Origin of the sequence: Aurantimonas marianensis, from assembly GCF_024195285.1 — a bacterium.
In the GTDB taxonomy this organism is placed as follows: domain Bacteria; phylum Pseudomonadota; class Alphaproteobacteria; order Rhizobiales; family Rhizobiaceae; genus Aurantimonas; species Aurantimonas marianensis.
On sequence record NZ_JALHBS010000007.1, the window covers coordinates 15,586 to 33,033 of the forward strand.

The 17,448-nt window shown below is 65.6% G+C and carries 18 protein-coding genes; 9 read left to right on the forward strand and 9 right to left on the reverse strand.

Annotated features, from left to right (window positions below; genetic code table 11):
* Positions 1-21: 21 nt before the first annotated feature.
* From rnpA to yihA, 4 genes are read left to right on the forward strand one after another with little or no spacing between them, the layout of a single operon-like run.
* Positions 22-411, forward strand: coding sequence for a ribonuclease P protein component (rnpA, locus tag MJ956_RS00895; RefSeq protein ID WP_341482681.1), 390 nt, complete (start codon positions 22-24; stop codon positions 409-411).
* Positions 411-2,225 (forward strand): membrane protein insertase YidC, encoded by a 1,815-nt coding sequence (yidC, locus tag MJ956_RS00900; RefSeq protein WP_253962599.1) that lies wholly within the window; start codon positions 411-413, stop codon positions 2,223-2,225. Before rnpA ends, yidC begins: the two co-directional genes overlap by 1 nt.
* A gap of 34 nt (positions 2,226-2,259) precedes the next feature.
* Positions 2,260-2,898, forward strand: a complete 639-nt coding sequence (locus MJ956_RS00905; RefSeq protein ID WP_253962600.1) for a CatB-related O-acetyltransferase — start codon at positions 2,260-2,262, stop codon at positions 2,896-2,898.
* A 2-nt stretch (positions 2,899-2,900) separates the two neighbouring features.
* Positions 2,901-3,572 (forward strand): ribosome biogenesis GTP-binding protein YihA/YsxC, encoded by a 672-nt coding sequence (gene yihA, locus MJ956_RS00910; protein WP_423724766.1) that lies wholly within the window; start codon positions 2,901-2,903, stop codon positions 3,570-3,572.
* Between the two features lie 12 nt (positions 3,573-3,584).
* On the opposite strand, the gene MJ956_RS00915 is transcribed toward yihA, so the two are convergent.
* From MJ956_RS00915 to MJ956_RS00950, 8 genes are all read right to left on the reverse strand, one after another.
* On the reverse strand, positions 3,585-3,884 hold the full coding sequence (locus MJ956_RS00915; RefSeq protein WP_253962602.1) for a CcdB family protein: 300 nt from the start codon (positions 3,882-3,884) through the stop codon (positions 3,585-3,587).
* Entirely contained in the window at positions 3,885-4,112 is a 228-nt protein-coding gene (locus tag MJ956_RS00920; protein ID WP_253962603.1) for a type II toxin-antitoxin system CcdA family antitoxin, read from the reverse strand.
* Between the two features lie 108 nt (positions 4,113-4,220).
* The gene (locus MJ956_RS00925; protein WP_253962604.1) at positions 4,221-4,679 is read right to left on the reverse strand and encodes an arsenate-mycothiol transferase ArsC; all 459 of its coding nucleotides are present in this window, start codon (positions 4,677-4,679) and stop codon (positions 4,221-4,223) included.
* A 108-nt stretch (positions 4,680-4,787) separates the two neighbouring features.
* Positions 4,788-5,276 carry a UPF0262 family protein gene (locus MJ956_RS00930; RefSeq protein WP_253962605.1) on the reverse strand — a complete coding sequence of 163 codons (489 nt, stop codon included), beginning with the start codon at positions 5,274-5,276 and terminating at the stop codon, positions 4,788-4,790.
* 7 nt (positions 5,277-5,283) lie between these two features.
* Positions 5,284-6,576, reverse strand: coding sequence for a histidinol dehydrogenase (gene hisD / locus MJ956_RS00935; protein ID WP_253962606.1), 1,293 nt, complete (start codon positions 6,574-6,576; stop codon positions 5,284-5,286).
* 51 nt (positions 6,577-6,627) lie between these two features.
* Positions 6,628-7,095 carry a DUF2948 family protein gene (locus tag MJ956_RS00940; protein WP_253962607.1) on the reverse strand — a complete coding sequence of 156 codons (468 nt, stop codon included), beginning with the start codon at positions 7,093-7,095 and terminating at the stop codon, positions 6,628-6,630.
* Between the two features lie 137 nt (positions 7,096-7,232).
* Complete coding sequence (locus MJ956_RS00945; protein ID WP_253962608.1) at positions 7,233-8,525, reverse strand: O-antigen ligase family protein; 1,293 nt, start codon at positions 8,523-8,525, stop codon at positions 7,233-7,235.
* Positions 8,494-9,474 carry a glycosyltransferase family 2 protein gene (locus tag MJ956_RS00950; RefSeq protein WP_253962609.1) on the reverse strand — a complete coding sequence of 327 codons (981 nt, stop codon included), beginning with the start codon at positions 9,472-9,474 and terminating at the stop codon, positions 8,494-8,496. The genes MJ956_RS00945 and MJ956_RS00950 overlap by 32 nt, the downstream gene beginning before the upstream one ends.
* A gap of 313 nt (positions 9,475-9,787) precedes the next feature.
* Between MJ956_RS00950 and MJ956_RS00955 the strand changes: the two genes are divergently transcribed.
* The 3 genes from MJ956_RS00955 to MJ956_RS00965 are packed head-to-tail and all read left to right on the forward strand — an operon-like array spanning position 9,788 to position 12,739.
* Positions 9,788-11,029, forward strand: coding sequence for a glycosyltransferase family 4 protein (locus MJ956_RS00955; RefSeq protein ID WP_253962610.1), 1,242 nt, complete (start codon positions 9,788-9,790; stop codon positions 11,027-11,029).
* The gene (locus MJ956_RS00960) at positions 11,026-11,823 is read left to right on the forward strand and encodes a WecB/TagA/CpsF family glycosyltransferase (RefSeq protein ID WP_253962611.1); all 798 of its coding nucleotides are present in this window, start codon (positions 11,026-11,028) and stop codon (positions 11,821-11,823) included. Before MJ956_RS00955 ends, MJ956_RS00960 begins: the two co-directional genes overlap by 4 nt.
* A complete protein-coding gene (locus MJ956_RS00965; RefSeq protein WP_253962612.1) occupies positions 11,816-12,739 on the forward strand; it encodes a DUF6492 family protein in 924 nt (307 codons plus the stop codon). Before MJ956_RS00960 ends, MJ956_RS00965 begins: the two co-directional genes overlap by 8 nt.
* On the opposite strand, the gene MJ956_RS00970 is transcribed toward MJ956_RS00965, so the two are convergent.
* Entirely contained in the window at positions 12,711-14,024 is a 1,314-nt protein-coding gene (locus tag MJ956_RS00970) for a lipopolysaccharide biosynthesis protein (protein WP_253962613.1), read from the reverse strand. The two genes, MJ956_RS00965 and MJ956_RS00970, sit on opposite strands and share 29 nt — an antisense overlap.
* Positions 14,025-14,053: 29 nt before the next feature.
* On the opposite strand from MJ956_RS00970, the gene MJ956_RS00975 reads away from it, so the two are divergent.
* Both MJ956_RS00975 and MJ956_RS00980 read left to right on the forward strand, forming a co-directional pair.
* Positions 14,054-15,226, forward strand: coding sequence for an endo-1,4-beta-xylanase (locus MJ956_RS00975; RefSeq protein WP_253962614.1), 1,173 nt, complete (start codon positions 14,054-14,056; stop codon positions 15,224-15,226).
* 177 nt (positions 15,227-15,403) lie between these two features.
* Entirely contained in the window at positions 15,404-17,401 is a 1,998-nt protein-coding gene (locus MJ956_RS00980; protein WP_253962615.1) for a GumC family protein, read from the forward strand.
* The last annotated feature ends 47 nt before the right edge of the window (positions 17,402-17,448 follow it).

The following is a 17,448-nucleotide window of genomic DNA, read 5'->3' on the forward strand; positions in this document are numbered from 1 at the left end:
GCGGCCGCCGGACGATTTCCGATGGCCGTCGGCAGGATGACGAAACGCGCGGAGTTTCTGGCCGCGCGCAAGGGCCGTCGTTTGAACGGCCCGTTTTTCTTTGTCGAAGCCCTTGATCGGGGCGATGGCGAGGATCCCCGCGTCGGTCTGACCGTGACCAAGAAGGTCGGCAACGCCGTGGTGCGCAATCGCATCCGCCGCCGGCTGCGCGAGGCGATCCGCCTCGATGCCGAGGCTGACATGGCACCCGGCATCGATTATGTGATCGTCGCGCGGCGCGGGGTGCTGGCCATGCCCTTCGCCACCCTGAAGGACGAGTTGTCCCGACGGTTTGCGCGTGCGAAGCGGCCGGATCGCGAGCCGACCATAGTGAAGCGGCGTCCGCCAGGGCGTCCATCGGGGTCTGATTGATGGAAAACAACCGCAACTTTCTGATTGCCATGGCGCTGTCCATTGCCGTTCTCGTCGGCTGGCAGTTTCTGGTGGTCAGCCCGCGCGTGGACGCGCAGAGGCAGGCGGCGGAGACGGCTCAGAACGAGGGTTCGTTGCAGACCCCGCAGACGCCGGCGGGCACACCCCAGGAAATTGTCACCGCGCCGGCGGGACGCGAGAGCGTCGTGCCGAGTGAGGGGGGCGTTACAGCGGTTCCGGCAACCCGCGAGGAAGCCGTCGCCTCCGGTGCGCGCATTTTGATCGACACGCCGGCGCTGTCGGGTTCGATCAACCTGACCGGCGCCCGCCTCGACGACCTGCGGCTCAAGAATTATCATGAGACCGTCAAGGATACCTCGCCGACCATCGTGCTTCTGTCTCCCGAGAATTTGCCGACCGGATATTTCGCCGAGTTTGGCTATATCGGTCAGAATGCCGGTGATCTGCCCGGTCCCGCGACGAAGTGGCAGGCCGAGGGCAACCAGACCCTGACCCCGGAAACGCCGGTGACGCTGACCACGACGAATGGCGCGGGGGTGACCTTCTCGCGGCGGATTTCCGTCGACGACGATTTCATGTTCACCGTCGAAGACACGGTGCGCAACGACGGAGCGCAGCCGGTCACGCTGTCGTCCTACGGGCGTGTCACCCGCTACTCGAAACCGGAAGTCGCTTCGGTCTTCGTCCTGTTCGAGGGTTTGATCGGGGTGTTCGGCGAGGATGGGCTCTCCGAGGTCAAATATTCCGCGATCGAGGACGATCTGCGCTACGTCCCGCCGAAGGTCGCCAGCGGCTGGCTTGGCATTACCGACAAATACTGGGCGACGACGCTGATCCCGCAGGCCGGCCAACCCTTCCAGTCGCGCTTCCTCTACATGACCGGCAACCGGCCACGCTACCAGACCGAATATGTCGCTGATCCGATGACGCTGGCTCCGGGCGCGACGGCGACCGCGACCAACCGCGCCTTCGCCGGAGCGAAGGTCGTCGACGTCATCGACGGCTACGAGGAAACGCTGGACATCCGCCAGTTCGGCCAGCTGATCGACTGGGGCTGGTTCTATTTCATCACCCGTCCGATGTTCCACGCGCTGGACTGGTTCTATCGCTTCATCGGCAATTTCGGTCTGGCCATCCTGGCGGTCACCGTCGTCCTGAAGCTGATCTTCTTCCCGCTCGCCAACAAGTCGTACAAATCCATGGCGCGCATGAAGAACATGCAGCCCAGGATCATGGAGCTGCGCGAGCGCTTCAAGGACGACAAGCAGAAGCAGCAGCAGGAGATGATGCGGATCTACAAGGAGGAGAAGATCAATCCGGCGGCCGGCTGCTGGCCGATCCTGATCCAGATTCCGGTGTTCTTCGCCCTCTACAAGGTCCTCTATGTGACCATCGAAATGCGGCATGCACCCTTCTTCGGCTGGATCCAGGATCTCGCCGCGCCCGATCCGACGAGCATCTTCAATCTCTTCGGCCTGATTCCGCTCGACCTGCCGAGCCTTCTGCTGGTCGGCGTCTGGCCGATCCTGATGGGCATCACGATGTTCATCCAGATGCAGCTTAACCCGACGCCGCCGGACCCCACCCAGCAGATGATCTTCACCTGGATGCCGGTGATCTTCACCTTCATGCTGGCCTCGTTCCCGGCGGGCCTCGTCATCTACTGGACGTGGAACAACTTCCTGTCGATCATACAGCAGAGCGTGATCATGAAGCGCAACGGCACCAAGATCGAGCTGTGGGACAATCTTAGGGGGATGTTACGGCGGCGGGAAAAACCATCCGAGAGTTAAGCCGAATTCGACGGATGATGGCGAGGGGCCGACGATGCATGGACCCGATCCCGACGATCCGCACCCGGTGAACGGGCATCCACGGGTCGGCTTTCTCAGGCCGCTCGTCGACCATCCGCAGATCGAAATCGGCGCATATACCTATTACGACGATCCGGCGGGACCGGAACACTTCGTCGAGCGCTGCGTCAGCCATCTCTATCCCTTCCTGGGCGACCGCCTCGTCATCGGGCGCTTCTGTGCCATCGCCGCCGGCGTTTCGTTCGTCATGAACGGCGCCAATCACGCGATGACCGGGATCTCGACCTATCCCTTCAATATCTTCGGCCATGGCTGGGAGGAGGGGTTCGATTTCGCGACCGTCCTCGCCGGCATGAAGGGCGACACGATCGTCGGCAACGATGTCTGGATCGGGGAGGGCGCGACGGTCATGCCGGGTGTGACGATCGGCGACGGTGCGATCGTGGCCGCACGGTCTGTTGTGGCCGGAAACGTGCCGGCCTATGGCATTATCGGGGGCAACCCGGCCAGGCTGATACGCTCGCGGTTTCCGGACCCGACCATCGCGCGACTGCTGCGGATCGCTTGGTGGGACTGGCCGATCGACAAGATCAGCCGCAATCTCGCAGCGATCCGGGGCGCCGACATCGACACGCTTGAGAAGGCGCAATGACCATGCCTGACGAAATCGACCCGGCCGAGACGCTTCTAGAAGCGGCTGATCCCCGCTTTTTCGCGAGGCCCTGGATTTTCGTGCGCGGCGCGCCGGCGATGAAGTTCCTGCCGCCGGAAGGACCGCCCGAGATTGCCTTCGCCGGTCGCTCGAATGTCGGCAAGTCGTCGCTGATCAACGCGCTGCTCGGCCGCAAGGGTCTGGCCCGAACCACGAATACGCCGGGACGAACGCAGGAGTTGAATTTCTTCGTGCCGGACGGCTACGGCGGTGAAACGACGGAGCTGCCGCCGATCGCCCTGGTCGACATGCCCGGCTATGGCTACGCCAAGGCGCCGAAGGATCAGGTCGACGCCTGGACGCGGCTGGTGTTTTCCTATCTGCGCGGGCGGGTCAGCCTGAAGCGTGTTTTCCTGCTGGTCGACGCGCGGCATGGGATCAAGCCGAATGACGCGGAGGTGATGGGCCTTTTGGACAAGGCGGCCGTCTCCTACCAGATCGTCCTGACCAAGATCGACAAGATCAAGGCGCCGGCCATTCCCAAGCTGATCGAGGCGACCGCGGCCGCGATCGCCAAACGCCCGGCTGCCTTCCCGCGCATCCTGTCGACATCGTCCGAAAAGGGCGTCGGGCTGGACGATCTCAAGGCCGAGATCCAGTCGCTGGCGGACTGAGCGCGAAAGCCCTCAGAACCCCTGGAAGTCCATGTCGAGCGCGGCGACGATGGCATCGTGCTCCGACGAAAGGTTTGTGACGCGTTCGCCGAGCGCTGAGAGCGGTATGGCGGAGAGGAACTGCGTCGCCATGACCATTTTCTTACCGCCGATCTCGAAGATGGGGTTGAGGCGCTTTGCCGGCTTCGGCGCATGTGCGATCGGAAGAAGCGGAACCACGACCCGCGTGTTGAGGGCGTCGAGTATGTCTGACTGAACATTCAGGACAAGACCGCGCCCGTCACTCAGGGCGTGAACGTCGTGGCGGGCCATTTAAAACTGGCGATGCTTCGCCAGCGGAATGCCCTCGGCCTCGACATAGCGATTGGAACTGGCCAGGGCGTCCTGGTTTGCCTCCTGCCATTGCGCGGCATGGACGGCGCGAACGGCCTTGGCGATCCCGTCCTCCGCCGCTTTCGCAAGGTCGATCTTCAGAGCCTTCGCTTCCGCAAAGAGTGTCGGATCGATCGCGAGACTGGCGGTGCGTGCAGGGTCTGGCATGGGGGTGGTCTCCAGGGTCACACAGCGAAGCTAAGCGCCGGATCGAGCGAGAGCAATGGCGTCGTTCTTGTCGGAGCATGCCTTTGTCGACCAACCATCGACGTTCCTTCAGCCGTCCTTCTTCAGCAGCCGCTCGCGGATATGCGCCTCGATCCGGTCGCAGACATCGCGATAGGCGTCGAGAATCTGGTCCCGACTGCCGTCCGCAGCGGACGGGTCCGGCATCGGCCAGAACTCGATGTCGACCGAGGCGGTGCCGGTCGCGTCGAGAGCGGCGTGGTGCGCCTCCGGCGCCATGGTGACGATCAGGTCGAAATAGCCGTCCTCCAGATCCTCGAAGCGCTGCGGCCTATAGTCGCCGAGGCTGAGGCCGCGCTCGGCCAGCACGATGTCGACGAAGGGATCGCGCTGTCCGCTGCGAACACCGGCCGAGGCGATGTAGACCGAGGCGGGAAGGATCGATCGGGCGATTGCCTCGGCGATCGGCGAGCGGATCGCGTTCATGCCGCAGACGAACAGCAGCGATGAGACCGCCGCCTTGCCGGTGGGGTTGGCCGCCCTGGTCATCGGCCGGCCCCCGCTGTTTCCCCATGATAAAATCCCACGTCTCGGCCGTCGCACGATACGCCGGATCCTGTGCCGATTGCCGGTTTCATCCGCGGCGCCATCGTGGGCTCAGTTCCGCCAGTGCAGAACGCAGATCAGCGTGAACAGCCGGCGCGCCGTGTCGAGGTCTACGGCGATCTTGCCTTTCAGGCGTTCCATCAGCGTCTGCGATCCGTCATTGTGGATGCCGCGCCGGCCCATGTCGATCGCCTCGATCTGCTGCGGCGTCGCGCTGCGGATCGCCTCGTAATAGCTGTCGCAGATCAGGAAATAGTCCTTGATCACCCGCCGGAAGGGGGTGAGCGACAGGATATGGGCGACGACCGGCTCGTCGTCCTCGTTTCGAATGTCGAAGACGAGGCGCTTGTCGGCGAGCGACAGCTTGAGCTTGAAGCGGCCGCCCTCGGGCGCGCCGGCCGGGTTGAAGACGTTTTCCTCGATGAGGTCGAAGATCGCCACCGCGCGCTCGTGTTCGACGTCCGGCGTTGCCCGGCCGATGCTCTCGTCGAGCTCGATGTCAATGAGCTTGCCGCTCTTCTGGTCGCTGCCGCTGGTCATCGCGCGATCAAAGATTCAGGCGGATCGCCACGGACCGGCCGTGGGCGTCGAGTCCCTCGACACGGGCTAGTTCGATCGCCGCGGGCCCAAGCGCCCGCAACTGCTCCGGCCCGAGCTTGAGGATCGATGTGCGCTTGACGAAGTCGAGAACCGACAGCCCCGACGAGAAACGGGCCGAGCGGGCGGTCGGCAAGACGTGGTTCGAGCCGCCGACATAGTCGCCGATCACCTCCGGCGTATGTCGACCGAGAAAGACCGCGCCGGCATTGCGGAGCTTGGCGAACAACCCATCGGGGTCCTCGACCGCGAGTTCCAGATGTTCGGGCGCGATCCGGTCCGACAGGGCAGGAGCCTCGGCAAGGGACGCCACAACGATGATGGCGCCGTGGTCGCGCCAGCTCGCGCTAGCGGTCGCGCCTCGCGACAGACGCTTGAGTTGCCGTTCGGCGGCCGCTTCGACCGCGTCGGCGAAGGCGGCATCGTCGGTGAGCAGGATCGACTGCGCCGCCGTGTCGTGCTCGGCCTGGCTCAAGAGGTCGGCCGCGATCCAGTCCGGATCGTTGGCGCCATCGGCGATTACCAGGATCTCGGACGGCCCGGCGATCATGTCGATGCCGACCGTGCCGAACACCTGACGCTTGGCGGCGGCGACATAGGCATTGCCGGGGCCGACGATCTTGGTGACCGGCGAGATCGTCTCGGTGCCATAGGCGAAGGCCGCGACCGCCTGGGCGCCGCCGATCCGGTAGATCTCGTCGATGCCGCAGATCTTCGCCGCGGCGAGCACCAGCGGGTTCAGCGCGCCTCGCATCGCCGGCACCGTCATGGCGATGCGCTCCACGCCAGCGACCTTGGCGGGAACGGCGTTCATCAGGACCGAAGAGGGATAGCTCGCCTGGCCGCCCGGAACGTATAGGCCGACCGACTCGACGGCGGTCCAGCGGCTGCCGAGCTCGACGCCCAGCGCGTCCACATAGCGGTCGTCCTTCGGGCGTTGCCGTTCGTGGTGGCTGGTAATGCGCTCATGCGCGGTCCGCAGCGCCTGAAGCGTCTCCGGGGGGGTGGCCTGAAAGGCGGCGTCGATCTCGTCCGACTCGACCCGCAATGTATCCGCCGTCAGCTCGAGGCCGTCGAAGCGCCGGGTCAGGTCGATCAGCGCGGCGTCGCCCTCGGCGCGTACACGTCCGACGATCGCGCGCACCGCGTCATCGACGTCGGCGGCGGATTCGCGTTTGGCGCCGAGCAGCGCCCGGAACTTCGCCTCGAAATCGACGTCCGTGCTGGTAAGCCTCGACGGCACTGTGACGATCCCCTCTTGAACTGCGGCGCTGTGGCGACCGAGCGGCGTCGATCAGGCCGATGGATCGGAGCGGTCGTGCTCCGGCCGGGCCCAGGTGCTCCAGGCGCCGCCGACGTCGCTGAGCTGCGCCTCGATCACCTCGACGTCCAGCCTTATCGCGGAGCCGCCGGCGAAGACAAGCTCGACGGTTCCGGACGGGGCATCCGTGGGAGTGAAGCGGATGGCCAGCAGCACGAGCACCTGATCGCCGTCGGCGGCGTCGAGGCCCGTCCGCTTGACGCTCTGCACCCGGTCGAAATGCAGAACGGCGCGCCGCCGCTCGTATTCGGCCTTGCGGAACAGGCGGAAGCGCGAAATTCCCTCGGCGGTTTCCCAGACGAAACGGTTCATCTCGACGACGAATTGCCGCTCCCGGGGCCGGTAGCGACAGTCCCGCAAGGTGACGACGGCATCCTGGCAATAGGCCGAGAGGATGGCGAGATCGTCGGAATCGACGGCAAGGAGGCGCAGGCGGTCCATCGTGATGAGCGTTGCTTTCTGTCTGTACGGGTGGACTGAACGGCTTTCTGCACCGCAAACTAGGCCGGCGGATCAAAATGGGAATGGCAATCCCGCCCACCCGGTTCGGGGGGCTGGTACCGCGTCCCTTGCCCTCGTCATTCAAGCCGGAAGCGGCTGCAAAGCCAGAGGCCGACGATGGCGAGCCATGTCAGCAGCCAGACCGGGTTGCCGCGGCTGAAGAAGTAGCTCTCGAAGAAGGAATTCAACAAGGCGAATGCGAGGACCATCAGGAGGAAATCCGCCAGGCGGCGGTTTTCCACGGCGGGCCGGGTCGTCAGATAATCCTTGAAGGGCAGCAGCACCAGCATCAATGCCGCGACCGCCAGGGTCGGCCATCCGCCCCAGATGGCGATTTCCAGATAGCCGTTGTGGGCATTGACGATCAGGCGCGGATCCCAGGACAGCTCGAACGGCGCCTCGGCTTTGTAGACGATGCCGGTATTCCAGAAGGTCTCGACGCCGAAACCCGTCCATTGGTGATGGCCCATCAGGTCGAGGGCGAAGCGCCACAGGTCGAGACGGCCGGTGAAGGTCGTGCCGGGCAGGACCGCCTGCAGCACGATGTCGAGCGCGGGCGAAATCGCCGCCCCCAGCGTCAACAGCGCTGTCACGATGATGGCGAGGGACAGCACCGCGATCGGCAGGAGGCGGCCGCCGAAGATCCGGCCGCCGGCAACGAAGAGGGCGACCAGCGGAACCAGGGCCAGGGTGGTTTTGGAGCCGGTCTTGTAGATGAAGATCGCCGATAGAACCGAGATGACGAAGCCGGTCCACCGATCGCCACAGCGCAGCAGGTAGAGCCCGGCGAAAAACAGCATCGCCATTACCGGCCCGGCGACGTTCTTGTGGCTGTAGATGCCACGCCACAGGCCGGCATGCTGCGGCTCGAACCCGTCCGATCCGTGGATCGCAACTCCGGGATAGGCGGCGATCCCCAGATAGGAGAGCCCGAGAACGACGAGCGCGGCGATGGCGAGCGCCAGCCGGAAGTCGCGGATCGAGGGCGGCAGGCTGAGCGCGCCGGTCATGGCGAGCATGGCGGCCAGGGTGAACAGGATCGCCCGGATCGCCTCGCCCGGCGCCTCCGATTGCAGGACCGAAAAGCCCAGCAGGATGATCGTCAACAGCCAGACCGGGCGCAGCAGCGAGAGCGCGACCGCGCGGTCGGTGAACAGGAAGTGGCCGACGATCGCGACGAGAGCGAGCGCGCTGTAGCCGAGTTGATTGACGATATTGCCCTGAACGTCAGTCTCGTATTCCAGCACAAAGGGCGTGAAGGAGACCAGCAGAAACGTCAGGATGGTCGCCGCGAAGACGAGCCGAAGCGCCCTGACCGGGTCGTGGACGCCGACGGCGTCAGTTCTGTTCGGGACGGCGATATTGTTCATTGACGAGGCCGAATTCGGCGAGCAGGCGGCCGATGGCGACCTGCATGTGATAAAGCCCGATCACAGGCGACCTGGTATCGAAGGCCAGCCGTGCCGATCGGAACGGCGAGGCGGCCAGCAAGGCGGCGCTCTTGGCGAGGCGGCGCAACCGGTCGGCCGGCCCGCCGCGACGGCGGCGCTCGATGATCGAGGAGATCGCGCCATTGCGCAGCCCCCGCGCGTTCAGCCACGAGAATTCGGTGCGCCGGGCGGGTGTGGTTTCGTGGACGGGCGCCTCCGCGCACCAGCCGAAGGTAAAACCCTTTTCGCGGCAGCGCGAATAGAAGTCGCTGTCGCCGCCGCCGATGAAGTTGAAGGCAGTATCGAGATAGGGGGCGCCGACCGCCTCAAGGACGGAACGCCGGATCAGGACGTTGCCGGAGGAATAGAGGATCGGCACGGGACCGGTTCGGGCGTAATGCGGCGTGAAAACCGGGTGGCGGGCGTAGCGGGACTGCCCGTCGCCCTCGAAAACCGGGATCTGCGGCGCGCCGACGAGGTCGACGGCGAGTGTTTCGGCTGTCTCCACCAGCCGCTCGATCCAGGTTTCGCTGGCAATCTCGTCGTCGTCGATGACCAGAAGATACCGCATCGCCGGGAAGCGCTCGAGGGCCGTCTGCCATCCCGCATTATAGGCCGCGCAGTTGCCGCGCTCATGGGCGACCAGGATCAAGCCCGGAATTCGGCTGGTTTCGAACAACGCCGCGGCGGCGGCCAATCCCTCGCGGCCTTGCGCATCGTTCTCCATGACGATGACCGCGAACCGCCGTTCGGCTTGCTGGGCGGCGAGCGATTCGAGCGTCTTCAGGAGATGCTCCGGCCGCCGGAAGGTCGGCAGGGTGACGACGACCTCGTACCGCCCGAAATCGAGGTCCGGCGAGATACGCTCGATGGTGATGGCGTCGGTCATAAGGTGTCGTTCGATCGGATCGCGTGACGGAAGATGGATCGGAGCAGCTATCAGAACAAAATCAGAAGAAGATGAACGAAGTCTCGACGCGGCGGCGGCAAATCCCGAAATTCGATCGCGCGCTTGGCGTGTCGACCGGAGGGCGGCCTCCCTCAAGGCGCTTTCCGGTCCACCGTCATGGCGCCTTCGGCGCACTCCACGACATTGCGCAGCGATCACATTGCCGAGAGCTGCCGTCGGACATTAGGGCAATGTCAACGCCCGGCTGCGACAATCGGTTTTTTCCTGCAATGCGCGGAGTGATCCGGTCGGAATGCATCTTCTGTTCGTCTCCTCACTCCTGCCCGACGACGATCCATCGACCGGCTTCGAGATCGCGAACCGCGCCATCGTCGCGGCGTACCGCCACCATGGGGTACGACTGACCTTTGTCGGCTTCCGCCGGCCGGGATCGCGGCCCGTCAGGGCGGACGAAATCTGCCTCGGCGAACTGGCGATCGAAAATTCCGGGGCGTCGACGCTCCGCAAGGCGGCATGGGTCGGCGCGGCGTTCGCTCGCAACCTGCCGGTCGGAGCCGCGAAAGTGGCCGGGCTAAGCCGCGCCGAACTTCTCGGCCGTCTGGCCGAAGCGGGGCCGGTGGACGGATATGTGCTCAGTTCCGTGCAAATGCCGGCTGCCTATCCCTTCCTGGCGCGCGAAAAACCGTCGATCTTCATCGCTCACAATGTCGAATATCGCTCCGCCCGTGAAAACGCCCGCAATGCTGGCAGTCTCCACACGCGCGTACTCTTCGGCCGTGAGGCGGCGCTGCTCGAACGCGCCGAGGCAACGATCTGCCGGGACGCGACGGTCGTCCATACGCTGAGCGAGGATGACCGGGACGGGCTCGGCCTTGCCGGATCCGACAAATGCGTGCCGCTGGCGCTGACCGTCGGCCGCCCGAACGTCGCCGACACGGGTGAGCGCACCCACGATGTCGGGCTCATCGGCACCTGGAGCTGGGCGCCGAACCGGGTCGGCCTCGACTGGTTCGTCGACGAGGTCGTGCCGCTGCTTCCCCCCGATATTTCGATCGCGGTGGCCGGGCGCTTCGACGGCCCGGCACCAGCCGCGCGCGCCAACGTCGCTTTTCTCGGCCGTGTCGAGGACGCCCAGCGGTTCGTCGGCGCCTCGCGTGCGCTTGCCCTGGCGACCAAGGGCGGCACCGGCGTCCAGTTGAAGACGATCGAGACCTTCGAGGAGGGGATGCCTGCGGTCGCGACGCCGCAGGCCCTGCGCGGGGTCGACCGTGTTCCGGCCAATGTGCGGGTCGCGGATACGCCGCGGGACTTTGCCGACCGGATCGTCGAGCTCCTCGCCGCCGAACGGGCCGGCCAGCCGCTCCGCCTCGACGGCTCCGCCTTCGCGCGCGCCCAGGCGGCCGCGCTCGATGCCGGGATCGCCGCCGGTCTGGAGCGGTTCACCGCAACGATCAACGCTCCTCGGGTGCCGGCCACGTCCGCCGGAACCGATTTGGCTTGCCCGCCGCAACTGGTCAGGACCGGCGGACGATGATGGAGGCGAGCGCCCTTCGGCCGGCGGGCTCCTCGCGCGGCGAAGCCGATACGAGCCGGATGATCGCCGGCATCGCGGTCACCGATCTGTCGGGCGCGGCGGTCATCGCGGCGCTTGCCGGCGCGCTCGCGTCCGGCCGGACCACGCGGCTCGCCTTCCTCAACGCCCATTGTGTCAACCTCGCCCGCCGTCACGCAGCCTACAAGCGCGCTCTGGAGCGCTTTGTCGTGATTCCCGACGGGATCGGCGTCGATATCGCGGCGCGGATGCTCTACGGCAAACCGTTCACCGAGAACCTCAACGGCACCGATTTCCTGCCCCGCCTTCTCGCGGCGCTCGACGGCCGCCTGCGCGTCGCCCTGATCGGCGGTGCTCCCGGCATCGCCGGACGTGCCGCGGCCCGGCTTGCCGCCGAGATTCCCGCGCATGATTATATCGTGGTGTCGCACGGGTTCTTCGACCACGAAGCTTGTGCCGGCGTCCTCGACGATCTCGCCGCGGCCGAGGCCGACATCGTTCTCGTCGCCATGGGCGTCCCGGCCCAGGAGCTGTTCATCGCCGATCATCTGGACGCTCGTCACGGCCGGCTCTTCGTCGGCGTCGGCGCGCTGTTCGATTTTCTCGCCGGCAATGTCGCCCGCGCACCGCTCGCTGTGCGACGCGCCCGGATGGAATGGGTCTGGCGACTGATGCTCGAGCCGGGCCGGATGTGGCGCCGCTATATTCTCGGCAATCCCCGCTTTCTCCTCGGCATTCTGCGCGATCGGTCGCGGCGGGAGCGGCCCGATGACTGAGGCCGCGCCACGGCATGGCGCCGGGAAAGGGCGCCCCCTGCGATCGGCGATCGTCACGTCGAGCTATCGGGGCGATTTCGAGCGATGCCGATTGCTTTGCGAAAGCATCGATCGCCGCGTTACCGGCTACACGCGCCACCTGATTCTGGTCGAGGCGGACGACGTGACATTGTTCCGGCAACTGGCTGGGCCGAGGCGGGAGATCGTCGACGAGCGCGAGCTGCTGCCGCGATGGCTGCGCCCGCTCCCGGACCCCTTGTCCTTCGGCCGCCGGCGGATCTGGTTGTCGGCCTACGGCCCGCCATTGCGCGGCTGGCACGTCCAGCAATTGCGTCGGCTGGCGATCGCCGCGACGATCCGGGAAGATGTGATGTTTTCTGTGGATTCGGACGTGGTCTTCCTGCGCGCGTTCGACGTCGGCAGCCTGTCGAGCGACGGCAAGGTTCGCTTTTTCCGGCGGCCGGGGGCGGTCGCGACCATCGATCCCGCCGCGCGCGACGAACATCGCGAATGGTCGCGACGGGCCGGCGAATTGCTGGGTATCACCGCGCCGCCCTGGACCGACACGGCCTATATCACCACGCTTCTGGCGTGGCGCACGGACACGGTGCGCGACCTCAAGCGTCGTATCGAGGCGCGCATGGGAAAGTCCTGGCTCGCGGCCATCGCGGCTTCGCGCAGCCTGTCGGAATGCACGATCTACGGTCGTTTTGTCGACGAGTGCGAAGATCGGCCCGGTCGCCACGCGCCGAGCGACCGGGAATTGTGCCAAATCTACTGGAACGGCGCAGCACTCGGCTCACGCGAACTGACGGATTTTGCCGCCGGGCTGGAGCCGCATCAGGTCGCCGCCGGAATCCAGTCCTTCACCGGCACCGATCCCCATCTCATTCGCCGGGCTGCGGGCTTGGCGTAAGACGCCGCGTCGAGCGCGCCGCCCGTGGGCCGGTCCAGTCGAATGCCGCGTAGGTCGCGGCGGCGGACACGATCCAAAGCGCCATGAACAGCCCGTTCAGGCCGAAAATCCAGGTCTCCGGCTGCGGCGCCGCGCGCAATAGAACGACCAGAAGTCCAGCCTTGACGAGACCGACGACCGCCAGGATCAAGGCCCGTATCCCGGTCTTGCCGCGCGCGTAAAGAAGCTCGCTCTCATATTCGATCAGATTGCGGAAGGCCGGTACCAGCAGCGCGACCAGGATCAATGGCGCGGCCTCCGCGACGTTCTTGCCGAGCGCCGCCGGGAAGACATGCAGAAAACCGCCGAGAACGGCGAGGCCGGCGACTGAGACCACAGCAACCGCCGCCTCGATGCCCCAGCGGACTCGCCATCGTGTCAGCCATTGGGGCGCGCGCATCAGTTTCTGGACGATCATCGTGTTGAACGATCGGATCGGCAAGGCCGTCAGATCGACGAGCCGCATCAAGATCGCGTAGATGCCCGCCATTTGCGGGCCACCGAGCGACAGGACGAGCAGCTTGTCGAGCTCGGACTGAAGGTAGAAAATGATCTCGGCGCCGGCGACCGACACGCTGTCGCGCCATCTGCTGAGATAGAGAGCGGGACGCAGACGCAGACGCTGGCGGGGATAGTAGACGACGATCGCAAAGGCTGCGGCAGCAGCGTTGGCGCCGGCATAGGCGACCGTCCATTGGGCCAGCGAGCCGTCGCCGACCATCACGAAACCGACAGCCGCCACAGCCCTGATCGCCGAGCCGGCGATGACGATGACCGCTCCGCTCAGAAAGCGCCCGAGGCCGTTGTTGACGATGACCACGATCTCCAAAGCCCGCCAGAACAGGACCTCCGCCAGGACCACCGCGACGAAGGCGCCGAGACCCATGTCGCTGGCGAAGAACGCGATGTAAAAGCCGGCCGCGGCGATGGCGACCAAGGGCAGCGACAGGGCAAAGGCGGCGATCAGCCCTGCCGTGTAGGTTCCCAGCAGGCGCGGACGCACCGTCGCGACGCGATAGAGCGGCGAGACGAAGCCGAAGCCGGCGATGCGCGACAGAACGATCCCGGATGCCGAGGCGGTAGCGAACAGGCCGAAATCGGCAACCGAAAGCCCGTTGGCGATGGAGACGAAATAGGCGAGCGACAGGACGAGGCGCCCGGCCGATCCGCCAGCCAACGAGGCGTAATCCCGAACGAGATTTAGGTTGCCCTTAAGCCTTTCGATCCAGACTGCGAAAAATGGCATGATCGCCAACCTTGGAGCACGAGGGGCAGATGACGATGTCTCACCGCCGTCGAGCCGCACGATCCGCGTCCACCGACCCGCAGCGGAACGCGACGGACGGGATCCTGTCCGACCTACCAAATAGCGCGGGAACCTTAACGCGCCGTTCTCTGCTGGCCGCCGGCGCCGGACTGGCGCTGGCGCCGGGGGCGGCCGCGTCCGCCCGGGCCGAGGGTCATGGGGCGTCCCGTTCCGGCACGGTGCCGCTCGGCTGCGCGATCCAGGCCGAGTATCTCGACGTCGATCCGGCCTACAGAAACGCCGCCGTCGAGTATTTCGACCTGATCATGCCGATGAACGAGCTGAAATTCGGGCAGATCCGGCCGACGCGCGACAGCTGGAACTTCGAGCCGGCGGACCGGCTGGTGGAGTTTGCCCTCTCCCACGGCCGCTCCACTCGCGGAACCTGCCATGTCTGGTGGAATTCGACCCCGGAATGGGTCGATCGGATAGAGACGGCACGGGAAGCGGAAGCGGCGCTCATCGAGCATATCGAACGGGTCGGCGACCGCTACAGGGGCAAGTTGATCGGCTGGGACGTCGTCAACGAGGTCATCGCGAACAATCCCCTCAGCGAGGGTCCGTTGCGGCGAACCGCCTGGCTCAAGAAGCTCGGGCCGCGGCATATTCCGATCGCCTTCGAGGCGACGGCGCGGGCCGATCCTGACGCCCGGTTGGTGATCAACGACTACGATCTCGAATTCGCCGGACCCCGCTACGATGCCCGTCGCGAGGTGATGCTGACGATCGTGCGCCAACTCCAGGATCGCAACGTCGCGGTCACCGGCGTTGGCATCCAGGGGCATCTTTATGCCGACCGGACGATCGACAAGGATGCGCTGGAAAGGTTCCATCGTACGCTCGACGGCCTGGGCGTCGGCCTGCTGGTGACCGAGCTGGATGTGATCGATTGGGAGAGCGTGCCCGGCGCCGAGCCCCAGGACGCGACGGCCCACCGCCTGGTGGCCGATCTTCTCGACGGGGTCTTTGCCTTCCAGGCGCCGGAATCAGTGATCGTCTGGGGTGTCAGCGACCGTTACAGCTGGGTCTCGGACGTGCTCCCGCGTCCGGACGGCCATCCAAGCCGCCCATTGCCGCTCGATCGGGATATGTCCCCGAAGCGCTGGATGACGCTCTTGCGACAGCGTATGCGGTCGGCCTGACGCAACGTAATGAGGCCGCCATCGTTGGCGCGTTAACCGTTTCTTGAGCATGAATCTGCATTTTGGACGGATCAGGGTCCGCGGCAGACGTTCGGCTCCGGCAATTCGGTGACGCCCATGTTCTCGACTTCCTCAGCGACAAATCCGAAGGCGAGCGCCCGGTTGGGCGCGAATGCGATGGCTGGCGAGCGTTCCGGACAGACTTCGCTGATCGACCCCATCTACGTTTTCCGCCGGGTCTGGGCCTCGAAATCGCTGATCGCCCTGACCACGTTTCTCGGTATCGCGCTCGCCATCTTGTTGGCTCTGTCGACACCGAAACTCTACACCGCCGACACCCAGATCCTGGTCGATCCGCGCGACATAAAGGTCGTGCAGAACGAAGTCACCCCGAACGGTCTGCCCAACGAGGCGACGCTTGCGCTGATCGAAAGCCAGATCGCGGTCGTCTATTCGAACAACGTCCTGAACCGGGTGATCGACGAAGCCGGGCTCGAAAGCGACCCGGAATTCAACGGGACGGGCGAGACGCTTTTCGGCTCGATCTTTCCGAACCTCGTGTCCTTCCTCCGCCAGGACGACGTCGAAAGCGGACGCCAACGGCTCGTGACGCTGAAGAACCTTCGCAAGGCGATGACGGTCACGCGCGATGCCAAGAGCTTCATCATCAATCTTGCGGTCGAGACGAGGGATCCGGAGAAATCCGCCGAGCTGTCCCGCCTGATCGGCGCCACCTTCATCGATCAACTCGGGCGGGTTCAATCCCAGACAGCGCGGCGCGCCAGCGACGCGCTGTCGTCGCGGCTGGCCGAACTGCGCCAGTCCGTCGCCGATGCCGAGCGGGCCGTCGAGGAATACAAGACCGAGAACCGACTCGTCGGCGTCGGCGGACGGTTGGTCGACGACGATTACATCCTGCGCACCAACGATCAGCTTGCACGGTCGCGCGGCGAGATGGCGGCGCTGCGGGTGCGGGCCGAGCAGATGAAGAACGTCAGCATCGACGATGTCGTCAAAGGCTCATTTCCCGAGGAGCTGACGTCGGAGGCGTTGACCCGGCTGCGCAACACCTACTCCGAACTTGCCCAGCAAGCAGCCGTGCTCAGCACCACACTCGGCCCCCGCCATCCGCAGCGCCTCGCCAGTCAGGAGGCGCTGGCCTCGGCCAGGAACGCCATACGCGCCGAGCTGAACCGCATCGTCGCCGCGGCGCAGACCGATTTGACCCGCGCCGAACAGACCGACCGTGATCTGACCGAGCAGATCACGGCGTTGAAGACCAAACAGCTCGCCACCAGCGAATCCTTCGTCAAGCTGCGCGAACTCGAGCGCGAGGTCGAAGCGTCGCGGGCGGTCTACGAGGCGTTTCTCTTGCGCGCGCGCGAAACCGGCGAGCAGGAAAGCCTGAATACGGCCAATGTCCATGTCATCTCCGAGGCGACGCCGCCGCTGGAGCCGTCGAGCCTCGCCCGGCGGACCATGGTCCTTCTCGGTGCGGTTCTCGGTTTTCTCGCGGGGGTCGGCATCGCGGTGCTCCGCGCCACCGTCCTGTTCTTCCAGGAGGGTCGGCCGTTCGATCGTATCGCTTCGGACAGCGCGCCGGTGGCCGTCGGTTTCGAAGGGGCCGGATATCGGGGACGCGCGGCCTATGCGCCTGGCTTTTATCAGACCGCCGGCCTCTATTCCGCCGCTCCCCTCGGCATCGGCGCCGGGCGAGAGGCAGGCGACGCTGACGCCGTCGCCGCTGGCGAGGCGGCTCAGGCCGACACGGCCGGAATCCGTCCTGCGGTCTACGCCGAAACGGGGGAACTCCGCCGTCCGAGCGATGAGGCGGGTGAACCGAGCCGGAACCAGCCAGAATCCGACAACCCGGTCGGAACGAGCCCGGTCGATGGCGAGCGGTTGGCTAGCGAAGAGGACGCGGACCCGAAGCCATCGGTCGATTTGCCGGATTCGCCCGATGGGGGAGCGGAATCCGCATCCGCCGACGATGTAGCGCAGACCCGCGAGGAACTGCGCCAAAAAATACGCGCGATCGCCGCGGAACGCCCCGAAATCGGCGACCAGGATAACGAGCTCGGTCAAGACGATGCGGAAGTCGAGCGTCTCCAGCTCGATATTGCGGCCGTCAAGCGGCACATCGCAGAAATCCGCGAGCGGCGTCAGGTCCACTGAGACGGCGGCCCGGTTTCGCCATCGCAAACCGCGATCGCGCACGCGCG